General features: G+C 68.8%; 18 protein-coding genes. 13 read left to right on the top strand and 5 right to left on the bottom strand.

What is annotated here, in order from left to right; all coding sequences use genetic code 11:
- Positions 1 to 7: 7 nt before the first annotated feature.
- From NGK70_RS25670 to hsdR, 4 genes are all read right to left on the bottom strand, one after another.
- Positions 8 to 1,474: a restriction endonuclease subunit S gene (locus NGK70_RS25670; RefSeq protein WP_251971260.1), complete on the bottom strand. Its 1,467-nt coding sequence runs from the start codon at positions 1,472 to 1,474 to the stop codon at positions 8 to 10.
- Between the two features lie 109 nt (positions 1,475 to 1,583).
- Entirely contained in the window at positions 1,584 to 2,015 is a 432-nt protein-coding gene (locus NGK70_RS25665; protein ID WP_256490726.1) for an endonuclease domain-containing protein, read from the bottom strand.
- Position 2,016: 1 nt separating this feature from the next.
- Positions 2,017 to 3,474: a type I restriction-modification system subunit M gene (locus tag NGK70_RS25660; protein ID WP_251971258.1), complete on the bottom strand. Its 1,458-nt coding sequence runs from the start codon at positions 3,472 to 3,474 to the stop codon at positions 2,017 to 2,019.
- A gap of 17 nt (positions 3,475 to 3,491) precedes the next feature.
- The gene (hsdR, locus tag NGK70_RS25655) at positions 3,492 to 5,933 is read right to left on the bottom strand and encodes an EcoAI/FtnUII family type I restriction enzme subunit R (protein WP_251971257.1); all 2,442 of its coding nucleotides are present in this window, start codon (positions 5,931 to 5,933) and stop codon (positions 3,492 to 3,494) included.
- Between the two features lie 246 nt (positions 5,934 to 6,179).
- Here hsdR and katG point away from each other — a divergent pair, with 246 nt between their 5' ends.
- From katG to NGK70_RS25630, 5 genes are all read left to right on the top strand, one after another.
- Entirely contained in the window at positions 6,180 to 8,405 is a 2,226-nt protein-coding gene (katG, locus tag NGK70_RS25650; protein WP_251971256.1) for a catalase/peroxidase HPI, read from the top strand.
- Positions 8,406 to 8,550: 145 nt separating this feature from the next.
- Entirely contained in the window at positions 8,551 to 9,405 is an 855-nt protein-coding gene (gene minC / locus NGK70_RS25645) for a septum site-determining protein MinC (RefSeq protein ID WP_251971255.1), read from the top strand.
- A gap of 93 nt (positions 9,406 to 9,498) precedes the next feature.
- The gene (gene minD / locus NGK70_RS25640; protein WP_251971254.1) at positions 9,499 to 10,314 is read left to right on the top strand and encodes a septum site-determining protein MinD; all 816 of its coding nucleotides are present in this window, start codon (positions 9,499 to 9,501) and stop codon (positions 10,312 to 10,314) included.
- 5 nt (positions 10,315 to 10,319) lie between these two features.
- Positions 10,320 to 10,583, top strand: a complete 264-nt coding sequence (gene minE, locus NGK70_RS25635; RefSeq protein ID WP_251971253.1) for a cell division topological specificity factor MinE — start codon at positions 10,320 to 10,322, stop codon at positions 10,581 to 10,583.
- An 8-nt stretch (positions 10,584 to 10,591) separates the two neighbouring features.
- On the top strand, positions 10,592 to 11,905 hold the full coding sequence (locus NGK70_RS25630) for a M16 family metallopeptidase (protein ID WP_251971252.1): 1,314 nt from the start codon (positions 10,592 to 10,594) through the stop codon (positions 11,903 to 11,905).
- A 32-nt stretch (positions 11,906 to 11,937) separates the two neighbouring features.
- Here the strand turns inward: NGK70_RS25630 and NGK70_RS25625 are convergent, their stop codons facing one another.
- Positions 11,938 to 12,828: a LysR substrate-binding domain-containing protein gene (locus NGK70_RS25625; protein ID WP_251971251.1), complete on the bottom strand. Its 891-nt coding sequence runs from the start codon at positions 12,826 to 12,828 to the stop codon at positions 11,938 to 11,940.
- Positions 12,829 to 13,066: 238 nt separating this feature from the next.
- On the opposite strand from NGK70_RS25625, the gene NGK70_RS25620 reads away from it, so the two are divergent.
- The 8 genes from NGK70_RS25620 to NGK70_RS25585 all read left to right on the top strand — a co-directional run bounded on the left by NGK70_RS25620 (position 13,067) and on the right by NGK70_RS25585 (position 21,092).
- The gene (locus NGK70_RS25620) at positions 13,067 to 14,293 is read left to right on the top strand and encodes an IS110 family RNA-guided transposase (RefSeq protein ID WP_251969340.1); all 1,227 of its coding nucleotides are present in this window, start codon (positions 13,067 to 13,069) and stop codon (positions 14,291 to 14,293) included.
- 293 nt (positions 14,294 to 14,586) lie between these two features.
- Positions 14,587 to 15,336 (top strand): SDR family NAD(P)-dependent oxidoreductase, encoded by a 750-nt coding sequence (locus NGK70_RS25615; protein WP_251971250.1) that lies wholly within the window; start codon positions 14,587 to 14,589, stop codon positions 15,334 to 15,336.
- A gap of 58 nt (positions 15,337 to 15,394) precedes the next feature.
- Complete coding sequence (locus tag NGK70_RS25610) at positions 15,395 to 16,381, top strand: TRAP transporter substrate-binding protein (protein ID WP_251971249.1); 987 nt, start codon at positions 15,395 to 15,397, stop codon at positions 16,379 to 16,381.
- A gap of 113 nt (positions 16,382 to 16,494) precedes the next feature.
- Entirely contained in the window at positions 16,495 to 17,019 is a 525-nt protein-coding gene (locus NGK70_RS25605) for a TRAP transporter small permease (RefSeq protein ID WP_251971248.1), read from the top strand.
- Between the two features lie 24 nt (positions 17,020 to 17,043).
- Entirely contained in the window at positions 17,044 to 18,303 is a 1,260-nt protein-coding gene (locus tag NGK70_RS25600) for a TRAP transporter large permease (RefSeq protein ID WP_251971247.1), read from the top strand.
- A gap of 22 nt (positions 18,304 to 18,325) precedes the next feature.
- A complete protein-coding gene (locus tag NGK70_RS25595; protein ID WP_251971246.1) occupies positions 18,326 to 19,237 on the top strand; it encodes a sugar phosphate isomerase/epimerase family protein in 912 nt (303 codons plus the stop codon).
- Entirely contained in the window at positions 19,234 to 20,091 is an 858-nt protein-coding gene (locus NGK70_RS25590; RefSeq protein WP_251971245.1) for a transketolase, read from the top strand. Before NGK70_RS25595 ends, NGK70_RS25590 begins: the two co-directional genes overlap by 4 nt.
- Complete coding sequence (locus tag NGK70_RS25585; protein ID WP_251971244.1) at positions 20,088 to 21,092, top strand: transketolase family protein; 1,005 nt, start codon at positions 20,088 to 20,090, stop codon at positions 21,090 to 21,092. The genes NGK70_RS25590 and NGK70_RS25585 overlap by 4 nt, the downstream gene beginning before the upstream one ends.
- Positions 21,093 to 21,106 lie beyond the last annotated feature (14 nt).

The raw sequence follows: 21,106 nt of genomic DNA, 5'->3' as shown, positions 1-21,106 counted from the left end.
CAGAGGGTCAGCCCGCCACGGCCTGCGCCACCAACGCCTCGGCCAACTGCGCATGCTTGGCGCGCGCGGCGGCGATGCGGGCCTTGAGCTGGTCGCAGAGGGCGAGGAGTTCGGTGACTTTGGCGACGATGCGGCGTTGCTCTGCCGGCGGCGGCAGTTCGACCGGGATGCTTCTGATCTTGCCCACGCTCAGGTTGAAAAGCCCGCTGGTGGTGATGGCCAGGCGCCGCATGTGCGCCGTACCGACAGGCGAGTTGAGGTAGAGCGCCAGGTACTCGACGGCATCGTCGTCGGTCGGGCGAACTCGCATCAGGTGGTTCTGGTACACGCAATCATCGACCTCGCCGTGCCAGATCGCGCAACGGCCGATTTCGGTCTCGCTGCCGTTGCCTTCCACGATGAGCAGATCGCCTGCATACAGCCGCCAGCGATCCAGTTCGTCAGGCGCGAGCTCGTATCGCTCCAGCTGCGCAACATCGATGCGGCCGCGCTGCACATTGGCCACCCGCAGGTACGGGAAGTGATGCCGCACCGGTGCGCGAAGCGGCGTCTTCTGGATGCCCCCTTGCACTGTGCAGAACTCGTTGATCGTCTTGAGCTGCCAAGTCGAACGTGGTGCGCCAGCGCACAGCCGGCCCTCCACACCGATCTGCATCACCGTCTGCTTCAGCGAGTCGACGCTGCCATCGGTGGTGAACACGGCGTCGAACTGCTCCGCCACCCGCTGCCAGCACGTCTGGAACTCCTCCGCATCCCGCGCCTGCGTCAGGCTGTCCAGCAGCGCCTGCACCAGCCGGGCGTGCGCAGCCTCGGCGTCCTGCTGCCGCGCTTCCAGCCGGTCGCACAGGGCCATCAGTTCATCGACCTTGGCGACGATTCGGTGCTGCTCAGGCAGTGGGGGCAGTCGAACTGGAATGGAGCGGATCTTTCCGACGCTCAGGTTGAAGAGGCCGCTGGTGGTGATGGCCAAGCGACGCATGTGTGCTGACCCGACGGGCGAGTTCAGGTACATCGCCAGGAAGTCAATGCAGGCCTCTGCGCTGGGACGCACGCGCATCAGATGGTTCTGATAGACGCAATCAGACACCTCGCCCCGCCATACGGCGCAGCGGCCAATCTCAGACTCACTGCCGTTGCCTTCGACGATCAGCAGATCGCCAGGCACGAGGCGCCATCGTTCCAGTTCGTCAGGGGTGAGCTCGTATCGCTCCAGACTGGCCACGTCAATTCGGCCGCGCTGGACGTTCGCTACCCGCAGGTACGGGAAGTGATGAGACACCGGAGCGCGTAGCGGCGTCTTCTGAATGCCTCCCTGCACGGTGCAGAACTCGTCGATTCTGAGTTGCCGCGATTCGCCTTCGGTCGCGACAAGCTGACCGGTCGCTGCCAATTCAAGAATCAAGGAACGCAGCCGCTCCACGCCCGCCGGAGCCCCCGCCAGCAGCTCCAGGTTCTCCATCACTGCGGCGGTCATGGCTTGGCCTCGGTGGGGACGGCGGAAATCCCCCCTAGCCCCCCTTTTTCAAAGGGGGGGACCGGACCGGGTGGGGTGAGGTGGGGGTGGGCGCGTGTGTCGACGCTGGTCATGCCTTCTCTCCCCCCTTTGAAAAAGGGGGGTTGGGGGGGATTTCCTCGGCCTCACCCGCAGGACCCCTTCCCAATCTCGCCATCACCGCCTCGAGTATCACAGCCATCACGGCCTCGGTTTCCATCATCACCTGTCGATTGTTGAATCTCAGCACCCGCAGCCCCATGCCTTCCAAAACCTGCGTGCGCACCTGGTCGTACGCGCGTGCATCCGCTTCGCCGTGCTGAGACCCGTCGACTTCGATCACCAGACGTGCCGCCGCGCAATAGAAGTCGGCGATGTACCCACCCAGCGGCTTTTGCCGATAGAACGGCAGCCCGTCAACCTGCTTACCGCGCAGGCGTGACCACAGGTGGCGTTCGGCGTCGGTCATGTCCCGCCGCAGCTGCCGGGCCAGGGGCTTCAGCGCGGGGCGATACGGCAGCACGTCAGTGCCCGTCCAACGCCCCGGACAGCGCCGCCTTCAACTGCTCTTGCAGCGCCGCGATCTCCGCCTGCATCTGCCGGTACTGTGCGAGCAGTTCGTCAGGGTCGTGGCTTTCCTGCTCGCCGACGTGCGGGTTCTTGCAGTCGAGGTTCCAGTTGCGGGCGCGGATCTCGTCGAGACTGACTTTCCAGGCCATCGGCGTTTCCTGCCGGTCGCTCCACCACGCTTCCTCGGCAGCGAACTCCTCGATGCGCATCGGCCGCGTCTTGCTGTAGTTCTTCACCCCCACCGGGTAGGGGTGCTCGTAGAACCACACGTCGGTGGTCGGCCGGCCCTTGGTGAAGAACAGCAGGTTGGTCTTGATGCCGGTGTAGGGGTTGAACACGCCGTTGGGCAGGCGCACCACGGTGTGCAGATCGCACTCGGTCAGCAGCTTTTCCTTGATGCGGCTCTTGATGCCCTCGCCGAACAGAAAGCCGTCAGGCAGCACCACCGCTGCGCGGCCGCCGTCCTTGAGCAGATGCATGATCAGCACCAGGAAGAGATCGGCCGTTTCCCGCGTGCGGAAGGCGGCGGGGAAGTTGGTCTCGATGCCATCCTCCTCCATGCCGCCGAAGGGAGGGTTGGCGACGATGCAGGCCACCCGGTCTTTCGGTCCCCAGCTGATCAGCGGCCGCGCCAGCGTGTTGTCGTGTCGGATCTGGCTGGGCACCTCGATGCCGTGCAGGATCATGTTGGTGGTGGCCAGCAGGTGCGGCAGCGGCTTCTTCTCCACGCCGTAGAGGCTGGCCTGCAGCACCTGCTCGTCCTGCGGCGTCTTCACGTAGCGGCCGCGCTTGTGCTCGATGGTGCAGGTCAGGAAGCCGCCGGTGCCGCAGGCCGGGTCCATCACCTTCTCGTCCAGCTGCGGGTCGACCATGCGCACCATGAACTCGGTGACCGGCCGCGGCGTGTAGAACTCGCCCGCGTTGCCGGCGTTCTGCAGGTCGCGCAGCAGCTGCTCGTACATGTCGCCGAAAGCGTGGCGCTCCTGCGCCCGGTTGAAGTCCACCGCCGCCTGGATCTTGTTGAGCACCTGGCGCAGCAGCTGCCCGCTCTTCATGTAGTTGTAGGCGTCCTCGAACACGCTGCGGATGACGAAGGCCACCGGCGTGGGCGTGTGCCCACGGACCGGATCGGTCAGGCTCTGCAGCGCCGGGAAGAGCTCGTTGTCGACGAAGCTCATCAGCTCCTCGCCCGTCATGCCCTCCGGGTCGGCCGCCCAGTTGCGCCAGCGGTAGGTCTCGGGCAGCGGGCTGCGGTAGCCGTCGTCGAGCAGCTCCCATTCCTGCTCGCGGTCGTCGAAGATCTTCAGGAACAGCATCCAGACCAGCTGGCCGATGCGCTGGGCGTCACCGTCGACGCCCACGTCCTTGCGCATGGTGTCCTGGATGGATTTGATGGAGGCGGAGAGGGACATGGGATTTTGGTTTTGGGTCAAGCCTGGCGCAGGTCGTAGAGCTGGGCTTCCAGATCGGCCACGGCCCGGACATAGCCGGCCTTGCCGCCGAAGGCCTTCACCAGCTCGATCGGCGCGCCGATGCGGTCGAAGGGGGGCAGTTGCAGGATTTTCAGGTCCTCGATCGGCTCGATGCCGCTGTCCGCGTACTTGGCCAGCAGCGCCTCCAGCACCTGCCGCGCCGCGCCCTGGTACTTGGCGAAGTAGTTGCGCTTGCGCACGTTCTCGGCCCGCTCGCGGCGCGTCAGCGGCGGCTGGTCGAAGGCGACGTGGCAGATCAGGTCGAAGGCATCGAGCCCGCCCTGCGGCTGGCCGAGCTTGCCCTCGACTTCCTCCTGCAGCGCCTCCCAGATCACGCCCTGGGCGGCCAGTTCGTCGATGACCGCCTTCTTCTGCTCGACGCTGTTCCAGCGGCGCAGGAAGGCGTCCATGCTGGCGTACTGCTTGGCCACGCAGCCGCGGGTGTAGTCGCGCAGGCTCTCGGTGATGAGCTTGCCGTCCGGGCCGTAGTACTGCACCCGCTCGGCCACGATGTGGACGGTGACGTTGTCGCCGACGACGTACTTCTTGCGGCCGCCTTGCCCTTCGTCCGCTGCAAATCCCCCCTGCCCCCCTTTTTCAAAGGGGGGTTCCAGGTCAGCGGCAGCGCCTGTGAGGGCATCTTCTCCCCCCTTTGAAAAAGGGGGGTCGGGGGGGATTTCCTCCGGCGGGACGGGCGGCTCGTCGTCCTTGGGCTCATAGATCTGCACCGAATCCCCGTCGAAGGCCGGGTCCGCAAACAGCTCGGTGGCCTTCTTGAAGTCCATGATCGTGAACCAGAACTTGCCGTAGTCCTCGTTGATGCGGGTGCCGCGGCCAATGATCTGCTTGAACTCGGTCATCGACTGGATGTGCTGGTCCAGGACGATCAGCTTGCAGGTCTGCGCATCGACCCCGGTGGTCATCAGCTTGCTGGTGGTGGCGATGACGGGGTAGCGGCTCTCGGGGTTGATGAAGTTGTCCAGTTCGGCCTTGCCCTCGGCATCGTCACCGGTGATGCGCATGACGTACTTGCGGTTCTCGCGCACCCGCTCGGGGTTGAGGTTCACCAGCGCCTGGCGCATGCGCTCGGCATGGTCGATGTCGTCGCAGAAGACGATGGTCTTGGCGTAGGGGTCCGACGACTTCAGGAACTGCGTGATCTTGGCGGCCACGGCCAGTGTGCGCATCTCCAGCACCAGCTGGCGGTCCATGTCGCGCAGGTTGTAGATGCGGTCCTCGATGGGCTCGCCATGTTTGTCGAGCATGCCCTTGGGCGGGCGCCAGCCCTGCAGGTCGCGGTCGAAGTCGATGCGCACCACCTTGTAGGGGGCGAGGAAGCCGTCGTCGATGCCCTGGCGCAGGCTGTAGGTGTAGACCGGCTCGCCGAAGTAGTGGGTGCTGGAGACGTCCTTGGTTTCCTTCGGCGTGGCGGTCAGGCCGATCTGGGTGGCGCTGCCGAAGTAGGCCAGGATGTCGCGCCAGGCCGAGTCCTCGGCGGCGCTGCCGCGGTGGCATTCGTCCACCACGATGAGGTCGAAGAACTCCGGCGAGAACCGCTTGTAGATGTTCTTGTCCTCCTCGGCGCCCCCGGTGTTGTCCGTGATCGCCTGGTACAGGCTGAGGTAGATCTCGTAGCTGGTATCGATCCTGCGGCCGGTGATCTTGGTCATCGCCGCGCCGAAGGGCTTGAAGTCGTTGTTGCGGGTCTGGTCGACCAGGATGTTGCGGTCGGCCAGGAAGAGGATGCGCCGCGCCTGCCGGCTCTTCCACAGCCGCCAGATGATCTGGAAGGCGGTGTAGGTCTTGCCCGTGCCGGTTGCCATCACCAGCAGTACGCGCCGCTGGCCGCGGGCCACCGCCTCCACCGTGCGGTTGATGGCGTTGACCTGGTAGTAGCGCGGCGCGCGTCCGCTGCCGTCGTCGTAGTAGGGCACCTGCGCCCGGGCGCGCACGTCAGCGTCGGTCAGGTCAGCCCAGAGGCAGTAGCGCCGCCAGAGTTCGGCGGGGCTGGGAAATTGGTCCAGGCCGAGGTGGGTTTCCACCTGCGTGCCGGTACCGCTGCGGTCGTGGAAGACGAAGCCGTCGCCGTTGCTGGTGAAGACGAAGGGCGCATCCAGAGCCTCGGCGTAGTCGAGCGCCTGCTGCATGCCCTCGCCCGGGCCGTGGCTGTTGTCCTTGGCCTCGATCACCGCCAGCGGCAGGTTGGCCTGGTGGTAGAGCACGTAGTCGGCCCGCCGGGCCTGGCCACGCGTGTGTAGCCGGCCGCGCACGATCACGCGGCCCTGGGTGAACGTCACCTCCTCGCGCACCTGCCGCTGCAGGTCCCAACCCGCCGCCACGACGGCCGGGGTGATGAACTGGGTGCAGATGTCGCGTTCGCTGAGGGTCTTCTTGTTCACGTTCACGCTTCCCTGATTGCGCCCGGCCTGCTGGGCGGTTCCGCCTGCATTCTGACGGGCTCGACGTCTGCGGCCAGGGTCATTGGGGCCATCTGGGTCGGTGGGTCCGGCGCCGCCGTGCAGTGCGTTCCCGATTGAATTCAGTATTTAGCTATCGACAAATTAACTTCGATTGATTGGATAAAAATAGCGGTCATTCCTAGACTGCCTTCACCAGCCCAGAACGGGCTGTTGAAGGAGTCCCTCATGTCCGATGTCTCGAAGTGTCCCTTCGCGGGCCACGCGCCTTCCCAGACCACCATGGCGACCGGCGGCCGCGGCAACCGGGACTGGTGGCCGAACCAGTTGAACCTGGGCGTGCTGCATCAGCATTCGCCGGCATCCGACCCGATGGGCGCGGGCTTCGACTACGCCGCTGAGTTCAAGACCCTGGACCTGGACGCGGTGGTGCGCGACCTTCACGCGCTGATGACCGACTCGCAGGACTGGTGGCCGGCCGACTGGGGCCACTATGGCCCGCTGTTCATCCGCATGGCCTGGCACAGCGCCGGCACCTACCGCATTGCCGATGGCCGCGGCGGTGCGGGCACCGGCAACCAGCGCTTCGCGCCGCTCAACAGCTGGCCCGACAACGCCAACCTGGACAAGGCGCGCCGGCTGCTCTGGCCGGTCAAGCGCAAGTACGGCCGCAAGCTGTCCTGGGCGGACCTGATGATCCTGGCCGGCAACGTGGCGCTGGAGTCGATGGGGTTCAAGACCTTCGGCTTTGCCGGTGGCCGGGCCGACATCTGGGAGCCCGAGCAGGACATCCACTGGGGCGGCGAGAGCACCTGGCTGGGCGACGAGCGCCACAGCGCGGGGGCGGGTGGCCAGCACGAGCTCGCCAACCCGCTGGCGGCCGTGCAGATGGGCCTGATCTACGTGAACCCGGAGGGCCCGAACGGCCACCCCGACCCGGTTGCCTCCGGGCGGGATGTGCGCGAGACCTTCGCCCGCATGGCGATGAACGACGAGGAGACCGTCGCGCTGGTGGCCGGCGGCCACACCTTCGGCAAGGCGCACGGCGCGGGCGACCCCAGCCTGGTCGGCCGTGAGCCTGAAGGGGCTGGCATCGAGGAGCAGGGCCTGGGCTGGCGCAATGCCTTTGGCAGCGGCAAGGGCATGCACACCACCACCAGCGGCATCGAGGGCGCCTGGAAGCCCAACCCCACGACCTGGGACCACGGCTACTTCGACATGCTGTTCGGCTACGAGTGGGAGCTCACCAAGAGCCCGGCCGGTGCGCAGCAGTGGACGCCCAAGGACTGCCGGCCCGAGCACCTGATCCCGGACGCGCATGATCGGTCGCGCAGGCACCCGCCGATGATGACCACGGCGGACCTGTCGCTGCGCTTCGATGCGGGTTTCGAGCCGATCGCGCGGCGCTTTCACCAGGATCCGCAGGCCTTTGCCGATGCCTTCGCGCGCGCCTGGTTCAAGCTCACGCACCGCGACATGGGGCCGCGCTCGCGCTACCTGGGCAAGCTGGTGCCCGCGCAGGTGCTGACCTGGCAGGACCCGATTCCCGCGGTCGACCATGTCCTGGTCGATGCGCAGGACATCGCCGCGCTCAAGCAGCAGGTGCTGGCCTCGGGCCTGTCGATCGGCCAGCTGGTGCGCACGGCCTGGGCCTCGGCGTCCACCTTCCGCGGCAGCGACAAGCGCGGCGGCGCCAACGGGGCGCGCATCCGCCTGGCGCCGCAGCGGGACTGGGCCGTCAACCAGCCGGCCGAGCTGGGGCCGGTGCTGGCGACGTTGGAGGCCATCCAGCAGGGCTTCAATTCGGCGCAGGCGGCGGCCGGCAGCGGCAAGCGGGTCTCGCTGGCCGACTTGATCGTGCTGGCCGGCGGTGCGGCGGTGGAGGCCGCGGCGCAGCAGGCTGGCCACGAGGTGGCCGTGGCCTTCACGCCCGGGCGCACGGATGCCAGCCAGGCGCAGACCGATGTGGATTCCTTCGCGGTGCTGGAGCCACGGGCCGATGGCTTCCGCAACTTCGTCCGCCCCGGCCTGGAGGGGGTGGCCGCCGAGCTGCTGGTGGACCGGGCCCAGCTGCTGACGCTCTGTGCGCCGGAGATGACCGTGCTCGTCGGCGGCCTGCGGGTGCTGGGCGCCAACGTGGGCGGCTCGGCCCACGGCGTGTTCACCCAGCGGCCGGGGACGCTGAGCAACGACTTCTTCGTCAACCTGCTCGACATGGACACGCAGTGGCAGCCCAGCGCCACCACCGCAGGGGTGCTGGAGGGGCGGGACCGCCGCAGCGGGCAGCTGAAGTGGACCGGCACCCAGGTGGACCTGGTGTTCGGCTCCAACTCGCAGCTGCGCGCCCTGGCCGAGGTCTATGCCGGCGCCGATGCCGAGGGCCGGTTCGTGCAGGACTTCGCCGCCGCCTGGACCAAGGTGATGGACCTGGACCGCTTCGACCTGCGGTCCTGAGTTCGACGGGGCCCACCGGCCCCGGGCGGTCGCGCCGGCAGATAAACTGCCTGACCGTCTGATCGTCCTGCGGGGGGCGTGGGCCGATTCCCTGGTGGGGAAGCGGTGTCTCGTGCCTTCCCGCCGACCACTGCCGCCCCCTGCCATGTCCCATCCGGTCACGGACCTTCCCGCCTTCGATCTCAAGAGCAGCGCCTGGACGCTGACCGTGCTGCGCCTGCACACGGCCGACGACGAGGCGCTGGGCGCGGCACTGGCCGCCTGCGGTGCCGACAGCCCCGGGCTGTTCGACCACGAACCGGTGGTGGTCGACCTGGCCGCGCTGGCCGCCGACGACCTGGCCGTGGCCTTCGCAGACCTGCTGGCCACGCTGCGCGCGCAGGGCCTGTTGCCCGTGGCCGTGCAGGGCGGCAGCCCCGCGCAGATGGCCGCGGCCCTGGAGGTCGGCCTGCCCGAGGCCTGCGCCCGGCTGCCGCGCAGCGAGCCTGCGGCTCAGGCGCGTGCGGACGAACCGGCCGAGGCGTCCGCCGAGGCTTCGATCGAGCCGGCTGGTGATGCTCCGCCAGCCCCGCCAGCCCCGTCAGCCCCTTCTGTCCCGTCGGCCCTGAGTGAGAGCACCCTGGCGGTGCTGCCAGCCAGGGAGGGCGCCGAGCCGCACCGCATGGGGGGCACCCTGGTGGTGGACACGCCGCTGCGCTCCGGCCAGCGGGTCTATGCGCGCGGCGCAGACCTGGTGGTGCTCTCGGCGGTCAGTTTTGGCGCCGAGGTGATCGCCGACGGCAGCATCCACGTCTACGGTCCGTTGCGCGGCCGCGCCATCGCTGGGGCCAGCGGCGACAGCAGTGCGCGCATCTTCAGCACCGGCATGGACCCGCAGCTGGTGTCCATCGCCGGCATCTACCGCACCACCGAGGACCCCTTCCCGGCGGGCGTGCAGGGCCAGCCGGCGCAGGTGCGCCTGGAGGGCGAGCGCATCGTCATCGAGCCGATCCGGCTCTGAATGGCGCTTCGAGCCGCGCGCCTGCCTGACGCGCTCAAAATAGAGCCCTCGCGGACAACAGACAGCAAGTAGAGAGAGAGGACCGCCCTTCCCATGAGCAAAGTCATCGTCGTCACCTCCGGCAAGGGGGGCGTGGGCAAGACCACGACCAGCGCCAGCTTCGCCAGCGGGCTGGCGTTGCGCGGCCACAAGACTGCCGTGATCGATTTCGACGTCGGCCTGCGCAACCTCGACCTGATCATGGGCTGCGAGCGCCGAGTGGTCTACGACCTGGTCAACGTGATCCAGGGCGAGGCCAACCTGAACCAGGCGCTCATCAAGGACAAGCACTGCGAGCAGCTGTTCGTGCTGGCGGCCAGCCAGACGCGCGACAAGGAGGCGCTGACGCAGCAGGGCGTCGAGCGCGTGCTGGCCGACCTGGCGGAGATGGGCTTCGAGTACGTGGTCTGCGACTCGCCCGCAGGCATCGAGACCGGCGCGCTGATGGCGATGCACTTCGCCGACGAGGCGCTGGTGGTCACCAACCCGGAGGTCTCCTCGGTGCGCGACAGCGACCGCATCCTGGGCATGCTGGCCTCGCGCACGCGCCGCGCCATCGAGGGCGGCGAGCCGGTCAAGGAGCACCTGCTGGTCACCCGCTACAACCCGCTGCGGGTCGAGGGCGGCCAGATGCTGTCGCTGGAGGACGTGCACGAGATCCTGCGCATCCCGCTCATCGGCGTGATCCCCGAGAGCGAGGCGGTGCTGGAGGCCAGCAACCAGGGCCTGCCGGCGATCCACCTCAAGGACGCCGACGTGGCCGAGGCCTACAAGGACCTGGTGGGCCGCTTCCTCGGCGAGGAGCTGCCGATGCGCTTCACCGACGCGGTCAAGCCCGGCTTCTTCAAGCGCCTGTTTGGCGGGAGGTGAGCGACATGTCCTTCCTGTCCTTCTTCGCGGGCGAGAAGAAGAAGTCCGCCTCGGTGGCCAAGGAGCGGCTTCAGATCATCCTGGCGCACGAGCGCTCGGGCAGCGGCGCCACGCGCGCCGACTACCTGCCCAAGCTCAAGGAGGAGCTGCTGGCGGTGATCTCCAAGTACGTGCACATCGCGCCCTCGGACCTGAAGGTCTCGCTGGAGCGCCAGGAGAACCTCGAAGTGCTCGAAGTCAAGATCGAACTGCCGGACAACATCCGCTGACCGCCTCGGTGAACCTGCCCGCCACGACCCCGTCCGCGACGACCCCGCGCGCCGCTGCGCCCCAGGTGGCCACGCTGCCCAACGGCGTGCGCGTGCTCACCTGCGAGCTGCCGCACCTGGCCAGCGCCTGCGTCAGCGTGTTCGTGCGCGCCGGCAGCGTGCACGAGGCGAGGCGCTTCAGCGGCATCGGCCATGTGGTCGAGCACATGGTGTTCAAGGGCACACGCACACGCGACCGGCGGCGCATCAACCTGGAGGCCGAGCTGCTCGGTGTGGACGTCAACGCCCACACCGACAAGGACCACACCGCCTTCCACCTGCGCGGACTGGGGGTGGATGCGCCCACCTTCGTGCACATGCTGGGCGACCTGGTGCTCAACGCCACCTTCCCGGCCGACGAGCTGGAGTCCGAGCGGCAGGTGCTGCTGTCCGAGTACGCGGAGGACGAGGACGATGCGCTGTCCACCGCCTTCAAGCTGCTCGACCATGCCAGCTGGGGCCTGCACCCCTTCGGCCAGCCGGTGATCGGCACGCGCCGCCACATCGAGCGCTTCACCCGCGAGGACCTCGCCGCGCACGTGCAGCGGCTCTACACCGGCTGCAACGTCATCGTCGCGGCGGCCGGGGCGATCGACGTCGATGCGGTGGTGGCCGCGGCCGAGGCGGCCTTCGGGGCGCTGCCGGCGGGTGAGCCCAACCTCGTCGCGCCGGCGGTCTATGGCGGCGGCCTGGCCTCGCGCCACCTGGACGTCACCGGCCAGGCGCACGCGGTGCTGGGCTTCCCGATCCCGCCCCTGGCGGCGGACGACGGCGCGGCCACGCTGGCGGCGGCCGTGCTGGGCGAGGGCATGAGCTCGCCGCTGATGGAGCGCCTGCGCGAGGAGCGCGCGCTGGTCTACTACGCCGCCTGCTCGGCCGATGTGTTCGACGTGGGGGCGCAGTTCGTCATCGAGGCCTCGATGGCGCCCGAGCACCTCGACGAGGTGGTCGGCGAGGCACTGCGGCTGGTCCGGGCCCAGGCGCAGGGCGTGGCCGCGGTGGACCTGGAGCGCGCGCGCCGCCAGGTGCTGGTGCGCCGCCTGCGCGACGCCGAGCGGCCGGACCGCCTGCTGGAAACGGCGGCGCTGGACCTCTTCGTGCTCGGCCGGGTGCGCCCGCTGGCCGAAAGGGCCGCGCAGATCGAGGCGCTGGACGCGGATGCGGTGAGCGCCGAATTCCGCCGCCTGCTGGCCGCCGGGCCGTCGGTGGCCGTGACGGGCCAGGTCGGCCGCGGCGTGCGCGAGCGGCTGCGGCGGCTGGTGGAGCCGATCCGGGCCGGTTGACGCGCGGCCTCCTGGCCGAGCGCCCGTCTGCGTCAGGCCGGTGCCGGTGCGGCCTGCTGCCCGATCCAGGTGACGAAGGCCTCCACCTCCGGGCGCTTGGCGTGGCGCGCCGGGTAGACCAGGAAGTGCGCCTGCACCCGCACGGCCCAGGCCGCATCGAACACCGGCGCCAGCCGGCCCTCGCTGATGTGCGGCGCAGCCATCACGGCACTTTCCAGCGCCACCCCCAGGCCCTGCACGGCCGCATCCATCGCCAGCTGGGCGCGGTCGAAGCGCAGCGCGTAGCGCTCCGGCCCCTGGTGGACGCCGCGCGTGGCCAGCCAGTCGGCCCACTGCACCACGCTCACGGTGCTCTGGATCAGCGGCGTGGCCAGCAGCTCGGCCGGCTCGCGCAGCCGGTGCCGCTCGATGAAGGCCGGGCTGGCCAGCGGCAGGATGGGCTCCTCGAACAGCGGCTGCACCACCAGGTCCGGCCATTGCGGCAGGCCGTAGCGGATGTCCAGGTCGGCCTGGCCCAGCGCGAAGTCGCTGTGCGTGGGCGAGGCCGACAGGAACAGCGAGATGCCCGGGTGGGCCTGTGCGAAGTGCGCCAGCCGCGGCATCAGCCACAGGCTGCCGAAGCTGGGGCTGGCGTGCACGTACAGGCTGTTGCGCACGCCCTGGCGCACGTCCTCGGTGGCCGCGCTGATGGCGCCCAGCGCCCCGGCCACGCGGCGCAGGTAGGACTCGCCCACGGCGGACAGCCGCACGCCCTGCGGCGAGCGGTCGAGCAGCTTCACGCCGAGGAAATCCTCCAGCTTGGCGATCTGGTGGCTGACGGCCGAGGCGGTCAGGTTCAGCTCGCCGGCCGCCAGCGCAAAGCTGCGCCGACGCGCCACGGTCTCGAAGGCGACCAGGGTGGGCAGGGGGGGTAACTGGGCCATGTCAGTTGCTCCACCGCGCTTCGCGCGACCCGCGACGCATGAAACGGGCGTGTAATGCGGTGGCGGCGTCCGGCGCAGAGGTCGGTTCGTACTTGGTGTCTCGAACCCGTATGTCAGTTGGACCCGCGGCTCCACGAGCACCCCGCACTGTCGCCTTGGGCTTCGCGCCCCTGAGCACGCATCCTAGAGTTCGATGACGTGGGCCGCATGCCGATGTCGCCGCGGACTGGAGGCGATCATGGAAGTGATCTACCCGCGCTGCGCCGGACTGGACGTGCACAAGGAGACGGTGGTGGCGTGCGTGCGCATCGCCCGCGACGGCCCACCCTTGCAGGAGGTGCGCACCTTCCAGACGACTACCTCGGGCCTGCTGGCCCTTGGCGACTGGCTCGACTCCTTCGGCGTCGAGCACGTCGCCATGGAGGCCACCGGCGTGTACTGGAAGCCAGTGTGGCACGTGCTCGAAGGCCACTTCGAGCTCGTGCTGGCCAACGCCGCGCACGTGAAGAACGTTCCTGGCCGCAAGACCGACGTCAACGACGCGATGTGGCTGGCGGACTTGCTGGCCCACGGCCTGATCCGCGCCAGCTTCGTGCCGCCGGTGGCGGTACAGGAACTGCGCTCGCTCACGCGCACCCGCAAGCAGTTCGTGCGCGAGCGCAGCGCGCACGTCCAACGCATCGAGAAGGTGCTCGAAGACGCCAACTTGAAGCTTGGCGTCGTGCTGGCCGATATCGTGGGCAAGAGCGGCCGGGCCGTGTTGCAGGCCCTCATCGGCGGCGAGCGCGATCCCGAGCGCCTGGTCTCGCTGGTCAGCGTGCGCGTCAAGGCCAGCCGTGCCGAGTTGCTCGAAGCGCTGCGCGGCCGCGTCAGCGCTCACCACCGCTTCATGCTCAAGCTGCACCTGGGGCACATCGATGCGCTGGATCAGGCCATCGCCGCCATCGAGAAGGAGGTGGGTCAAGGGCTGGCGCCCTTTCGGCACGCCGCCAAGCTGCTGAGCACCATGCCGGGCCTCAGCGAGGTCAGCGCCCATGTGGTCGTGGCCGAGATCGGTATCGACATGTCGCGCTTCGCCACCCCGGCTCATCTGCTGTCCTGGGCCTGCATGTGCCCGCGCAACGACGAGAGCGCCGGCAAGCGTCGCAGCGTTCGCTTGCGCCGTGGCGGCAGGTGGCTCAAGACCACCCTCGTGCAAGCCGCCTGGGCAGCCATCAAAGTCAAGGGCAGCTACCTGCAGGCGCAGTTCCACCGCCTGCGCGCTCGTCGCGGCGCCAAGAAGGCGATCATCGGCGTGGCCGCCTCGATGCTCACCGCGGCTTGGCACATGCTGCGCGACGGCACCGAGTGGCATGACCTCGGCGCCGCCCACTTCGATCGCGCCGACGCCCACAAGACCGCCACCCGACTGGTGCGCAGGCTTCAGCAGATCGGTTACGCCGTACAACTCACGCCGGCTGCATGAAGATAGTTTCATCCTAGTACCGCCCGGCCGTCCGAAGGTACTGACGCGCCCCCTCGGGGGGCAGCGAGCGAAGTGAGCGTGGGGGCAGTTTCATTTCAGCAAAACCTCACGCGACTTTTGAGAATCCGTGTTCACCCTGAGCTGCGTCGCAGCATGAAGAACATTCATGTAACGCTGAAATTTTATCGCTTGTCTTCATGGTCACGGGCTCGAAGAATCGCGCCCATTCCAGCGATGCACTTCCTTCGTGCACCGCGCCCACCCCCTCCCGAACCCCCTCACGGAGACAAGAGATGCTGCTCAAAGACAAGGTTGCCCTGATCACCGGTGGTGCCGGCCTGAACGGACTGGGCTTCGCCACCGCCAGGATGATGGCCGCCCACGGTGCCCGTGTGGTGCTGCTGGACCTGGAACGCGCCGACCCGGCGGGGGCGGCTGCCCAGCTGGGCCCGCAGCACCTCGGCGTGGTGGCCGACGTGACCGACAAGGCCTCCTGCGAGCGCGCTGCTGCCGAAGTGCTGGCCCAGTGTGGCCGCATCGACATCCTGTTCAACAACGCCGGCATCACCCAGCCGCGCAAGACGCTGGACATCACCGGCGCCGACTACGACGCCGTGCTGGACGTGAGCCTGCGCGGCATGCTCTACATGTCGCAGGCCGTGATCCCGGCGATGCGCGCGCAGAAGAGCGGCTCGATCATCAACACCTCGTCGGTCTCCGCGCAGCGCGGCGGCGGCATCCTGGGCGGCCCGCACTACTCGGCGGCCAAGGCCGGCATGCTGGGCCTGGGCCGCGCGATGGCGCGTGAGTTCGGCATCGATGGCATCCGCGTCAACGCCGTGACCCCGGGCCTGATCGCCACCGACATCAACAAGGGACTGATCCCCGAGGACCGCATGAAGGGCATCCTGGAGCAGATCCCGCTGAACCGCATCGGCGAGCCCGCCGACGTGGCCGGCTGCGTGGTCTTCCTGGCCAGCGACCTCGCCAAGTACCTCACTGGCGTCACGCTGGACGTCAACGGCGGCATGCTGATCCACTGAACCAGACGATCCCTCGCACCCAGAACCTGGCCGCTTCGGCGGCCCTCAGGAGACAACGATGAACCGCAGAACCCACCTTCTCAGCACCGCCGCCCTGGCCGCCGCCGCCCTGTTCGCCAGCGCTGCGCAGGCCCAGGCCGTCAAGCTCAGCCTGGGCCACGGCGCCGCGCCGGGCAACCCGCGCCACGAGGCTTCGCTGAAGTTCGCCGAGGTGGTCAAGGCCAAGTCGGGTGGCCGCATCGAGGTGCAGGTCTCGCCCTCCGCCCAGCTGGGTGACGACGCGGCGATGGTGACGCAGCTGCGCACCGGTGCGCTGGACCTGTCGGCGAATTCGCAGGGTGCGGTGGCCGCGGTGGTGCCGGAGTACGCCGCCTTCGGCATGCCCTTCCTGTTTGCCAACCTGCCGCAGGCCTGGAAGGTGCTGGACGGCCCGCTCGGCCAGGAGCTGGCGGCCAAGTCGGCCGAGAAGGGCCTGGTGGTGCTGGGCTACTGGGACAACGGCGTGCGCCACATGTCCAACAGCAAGAAGCCCATCCTGAAGCCCGAGGACATGAAGGGCATGAAGATGCGCACCCCGCCCGATGCGGTGACGGTGGACATCATGAAGAGCCTGGGCGCCGAGGCGCAGCAGATCAAGTTTGCCGAGCTCTACGTGGCGCTGCAGCAGGGCGTGGTCGACGGGCAGGAGAACCCGCTGATGAACATCCACGCCAGCAAGCTCTACGAAGTCAACAAGTTCATCTCGCTGACCGGCCACAAGTACGAGATGACGCCCTTCCTGATGAGCAAGCGCAGCTGGGACAAGCTCTCTGCGGCCGACCACAAGGTGCTGCAGGACGCCGCCGCCGAGGCCACCGCGCTGCAGCGCAAGCTGTCGCAGGAGGCCGACGAGAAGCTGGTGGCCGACCTCAAGGCCAAGGGCGTGCGCGTGGACGTGGCTGACAAGGCGGCGTTCGAGAAGGCCACGTCCTCGGTGGACGACAAGTGGATGGCCAGCCCGATCGGCGAGTACGTCAAGAAGGTGATCGCCGCCCGCGCGAAGTGACGTTGACTGCGCAGCTGGCTTGCGCCAGCTCTGCGTCAGAGACCACGGTCTGACCGACCCTCGGCGCCGGGCACCTGCCCGGCGTCATTCCAAGTGTCCCCTGGAGCCCGGCGATGAAAGCCCTCGAACGCGGCATCGTGCTGACCTGCCAGGTGGTGATGTGGATCACCACCGCGGTCATTTTCCTCATCCTCAGCGCCAACACCATCCTGCGCTACAGCACTGGCGCCAGCCTGCAGTGGGGCGCCGAGCTGCCCGAGCTGCTCTTCCCCTGGCTCGTGATGGCCGGCGTGGTGCTGGGAGCGGCGCATGGCTCGCACATCGCCACCACCTTCCTGCGCGACGCGCTGCCCGCCCGTGCCAAGCGCTGGCTCGCGGTGGGGGTCTGGCTGGCCGTGGCCGGCCTGTACCTGACGCTGGCGAAGGCCACCTGGGCGATGCTGGACATCGTGGCCGACGAGAAGAGCCCCATCCTGGGCGTGCCCGGCTCGGCCACCTACGGCTGCGTGATGGTGGGCATGGTGATGCTGGCGCTGCTGGCCCTGGCCTCGGCCTGGGAGTCCTTCCGCGGCCACGGCGAGCTGCCGCTGCAGGCGGCCGACCTCGACAAGCCGGCGCACGACGTGCTGGTCGCCTGATGGCCTGAACCGAGGAAACACCCCATGACCGCCCTGATCCTCCTCGTCTTTGGTGTGGCCGCCGTGGCCGCCATGCCGATCGCCCACGCCCTGCTGGCTGCCGCCATGGCCGCGGCAGCCACCTCCGACCGCGTGCCGCTGGACCTGCTGGTGCAGCAGATGGTTGCGCAGGTGCAGAGTTTCCCGCTCATCGCGATCCCCTTCTTCATGCTCACCGGCACGCTCATGATGGGCGGCAAGCTGGGTGAGTCGCTGATCGGCGTGCTCTCCACGCTGATCGGCCGCTTCCACGGCGGCCCCGGCCAGGTGGGTGTGCTGTCGTCCACCATCTTCGGCGGCGTCTCCGGCTCCGCGGTGGCCGATGCCTCGGCGATCGGCTCGCTGCTGATCCCCTGGCAGAAGCGCCTGGGCTACCCGCCGGCCTTCTCGGCGGCCACGCTGGCCGCGGCCGCGACGATCGACATCCTGATCCCGCCGTCGATCCCGATGATCCTGTTCGCGTTGAGCTCCAACACCTCGGTGGCGGCGCTGTTCGTGGCCGGCATCCTGCCGGGCCTGCTGATGTGCGGCGGCTTCATGGCCGCCTGCTGGTGGGTGGGCAAACGGCGCAACCTGCCGCGTGAGCTGAGCCCCATCCACTGGCCGGCCTTCCGCAGGCAGCTGGCCTATGCCTCGCCGGCGCTGCTGCTGCCGGTGCTGATCATCGTCTTCCTGCGCTTCGGCATTGCCACGCCGACCGAGGTGGCGGTGCTGTCCACGCTGTTCGCCGGGCTGGTGTCGGCGGTGGTCTACCGCGACCTGGGTCTCAAGCGGCTGCACCATGCCGTTGTCGAGGCGGGCCTGGCCACCGGGGTGGTGCTGCTGGTGATCATGGCCTCGGCCGCGATCGGCTGGCTGCTGACCTTCGACCGCATGCCCGACGGCGTGGTCGGCTGGGCCCAGGCGAACCTGAACAGCGGCTGGAGCGTGATCCTGCTGATGAACCTGCTGATGCTGGTCTGCGGCATGTTCATCGACCTGCCCGCCGCCGTGCTGCTGCTCACCCCCGTGTTCGTGCCGCTGGCCAACGCCATCGGCATGGACCTGGTGCAGCTCGGGATCATGATGACCGTGAACCTGGCGATCGGCCTGTACACGCCGCCGGTGGGCACCACGCTGTTCATCACCAGCGCGGTGGCCAAGGTCAAGGTGGGCGAGACGGTCAAGGAGCTCGGCCCCTTCTACTTCGTCGCCTTCCTGGTGCTGGCCCTGGTGTCCTACGTGCCCGCGGCCATCTTCAAGTAACTCCCCCTTCCGCCTCACTGCCATGACCACTCCCCACATCCCGCCGCGTATTCCACCGACGGCGGGCGGGCAGCGCATCGTCTCGATTTCGGGTGCACCCTATGACGGCCATCCGGCGCCGCACATGCTGGAAAGCCTGGCGTCGATCGGCGCCACGCACGTGGAGCCGGCCTACATCGTCGGCTACACCGAGCCCTTCGACGAGTCCGCCTTCACCGAGGCCCGAGCCGTCGAATACGCCCGCGCTCTGGCCGACGCCGGCATCGGCTGCCACGCGATGTCCTCGCACATCGACCTGGGCCGCCCGGACGCGCTGGAGGTCTTTCAGGGCCGCATGCGCTTTGCCGCGCGCATCGGCGCCAAGGTGATCAACACCAACGCCGCTGCGCGGGTCAACGAAGTGCGCTTCTTCCAGCACATCGAGCCGCTGGCCAAGCTGGCTGAAGAGCTGGACCTGGTGATCGGCCTGGAGAACCCCGGCGACGGCAGCGACAACCTGCTCAACGTCGCCGCTGACGGCCCCGCGCTGTTGGCGCGCATCGGCCACGAGCGCGTGGGCCTGAACTACGACGCCGGCAACACCATCTCCCACCGCCCCGGCGTGCCCACCGCGGCGGACGCGCTGGCCGCGATGGCGCTGTGCCTGCACACCCACATCAAGGACGTGCGGCGTACGCCCGAGGGCTACTTCTTCACCGCGCTGGGCGAGGGCGAGATCGGCTGTGCCGAGATCCTGCACGGGCTGAGGACCTCTCCCAGCTCTGCGGCGGTGTCGCTGTCCATCGAGATCCCGATGCGCCTGCACCGCGGCGCCAACGCCCAACCCAGCCGCGCGGCCTTCCGCGTGCCGCTGGCGGACATCGAGGCGCGGCTGAAGGCGGCGCTGGGCTTCGTGCATCACCATCTCAACCTTCAACAGGAATCCGTCGCATGAGTGACGATCGACTTCATCGGCTGGCCGGCGCCGCCTGGCGCATCCGCCGCTTCGCCCTGCGCATGGGCGAGGTCCAGGGCCAGGGCTACATCGGCCAGGCGCTGGGCTGGGCCGATGTGCTGGCGGTGGCCTACCGCGATGCGATGAACCTGCGCCCGGCCGAGCCGCAGTGGGAGGGGCGCGACCGCTTCCTGCTCTCGCACGGCCACTACGCCATCGCCCACTACGCCGCGCTGATCGAGGCCGGCGTGATCCCCGAGGACGAACTGGAGAGCTACGGCAGCGATGACAGCCGCCTGCCCATGTCCGGCATGGCCACCTACACGCCCGGCATGGAGATCTCCGGTGGCTCGCTCGGCCAGGGGCTGGCGATCGGCGTGGGCATGGCGCTGGGTCTGAAGCACAAGCGCAACCCGGCGCTCGTCTACAACTCCATGTCCGACGGCGAGTTGGATGAAGGTTCGACCTGGGAGGCCGCGATGGGGGCGGCCCACCACCGGCTGGACAACCTGATCTGCCTGGTGGACATCAACAACCAGCAGGCCGACGGGCCCTCGTCGAAGGTGCTGGGCTTCGAGCCCCTGGCCGACAAGTGGGCTGCCTTCGGCTGGTTCGTGCAGCGCGTGGACGGCAATCACCTGCCGGCCGTGCTGGCCGCCTTCGATGCTGCGCGCGCCTGCTCCGAGGCCAAGCCCCGCGTGATCCTGTTCGACACCCTGATGGGCAAGGGCGTGCCCTTCCTGGAGGTGCGCGAGAAGAACCACTTCATCCGCGTCGACCCGCCCGAGTGGCAGCAGGCCCTGGCCGTGCTCGATGCCGCCCGCCCGAACCGTCCCGAGGAGGCCCGCGCATGAACGCCGTGACCGACAAGAAGCCGAAGCTCACCACCTCGGCCATGATCGCCTCGATCGCCTCCGAGGGGCAGCGCACCCAGGCCGCGCCGTTCGGCAAGGCCCTGGTGGAGCTGGCCGCGAACCGCCCGGAGATCGTCGGCCTGACCGCGGATCTCGCCAAGTACACCGACCTGCACCTGTTCGCCCAGGCCTATCCGGAGCGCTTCCACCAGATGGGCATGGCCGAGCAGCTGCTGATGGCAGCGGCCGGCGGCATGGCCAAGGAGGGGCTGACGCCCTTTGCCACCACCTACGCGGTGTTCGGCACCCGGCGCGCCTACGACTTCATCCACCAGGTGATCGCGGAAGAGAACCTGAACGTCAAGATCTGCTGCGCGCTGCCCGGGCTGACCACCGGCTACGGCCCGAGCCACCAGGCCACCGACGACCTGGCGATGATGCGCGCCGTGCCCGGCCTGACCATCGTGGACCCCTGCGATGCGCTGGACACGGCTCAGGCGGTGCCGCAGATCGCCGCCCACCCCGGCCCCGTCTACCTGCGTCTGCTGCGCGGCAACGTGCCGCTGGTGCTCGACGAGTATGACTACCGCTTCGAACTCGGCCGTGCCAAGTTGCTGCGCGACGGCCGCGAGGTGCTGATCGTCTCTTCCGGCATCCTGACGATGCGCGCGCTGGAAGTGGCGCAGGACCTGGCGAAGGACGGCATCGGCGTGGCGGTGCTGCACTGCCCGACCATCAAGCCGCTGGACGAAGCGGCGATCGTCGCGGCCTGCCGCCAATCCGGCCGGCTGGTGGTGGTGGCCGAGAACCACTCCGTGGTCGGCGGCCTGGGCGAGGCGGTGGCGGCCGTGCTGCTGCGCCACCGCGTGCACCCGGCGGGCTTCGAACTGGCTGGGCTGCCGGACGCCTTCCTCGACGCCGGCGCGCTGCCCACGCTGCACGACCGCTACGGTATCAGCCGCGAGGTGCTGGGCCAGCGCATCAGGGGCTGGCTGGGCTGAGCAGCAGGAGGTGG

Source organism: Sphaerotilus microaerophilus, assembly GCF_023734135.1.
GTDB lineage: Bacteria > Pseudomonadota > Gammaproteobacteria > Burkholderiales > Burkholderiaceae_C > Sphaerotilus > Sphaerotilus microaerophilus.
The sequence above is the reverse complement of the archived record's forward strand: the minus strand, read 5'-3'. Positions and strand labels throughout refer to the sequence as shown.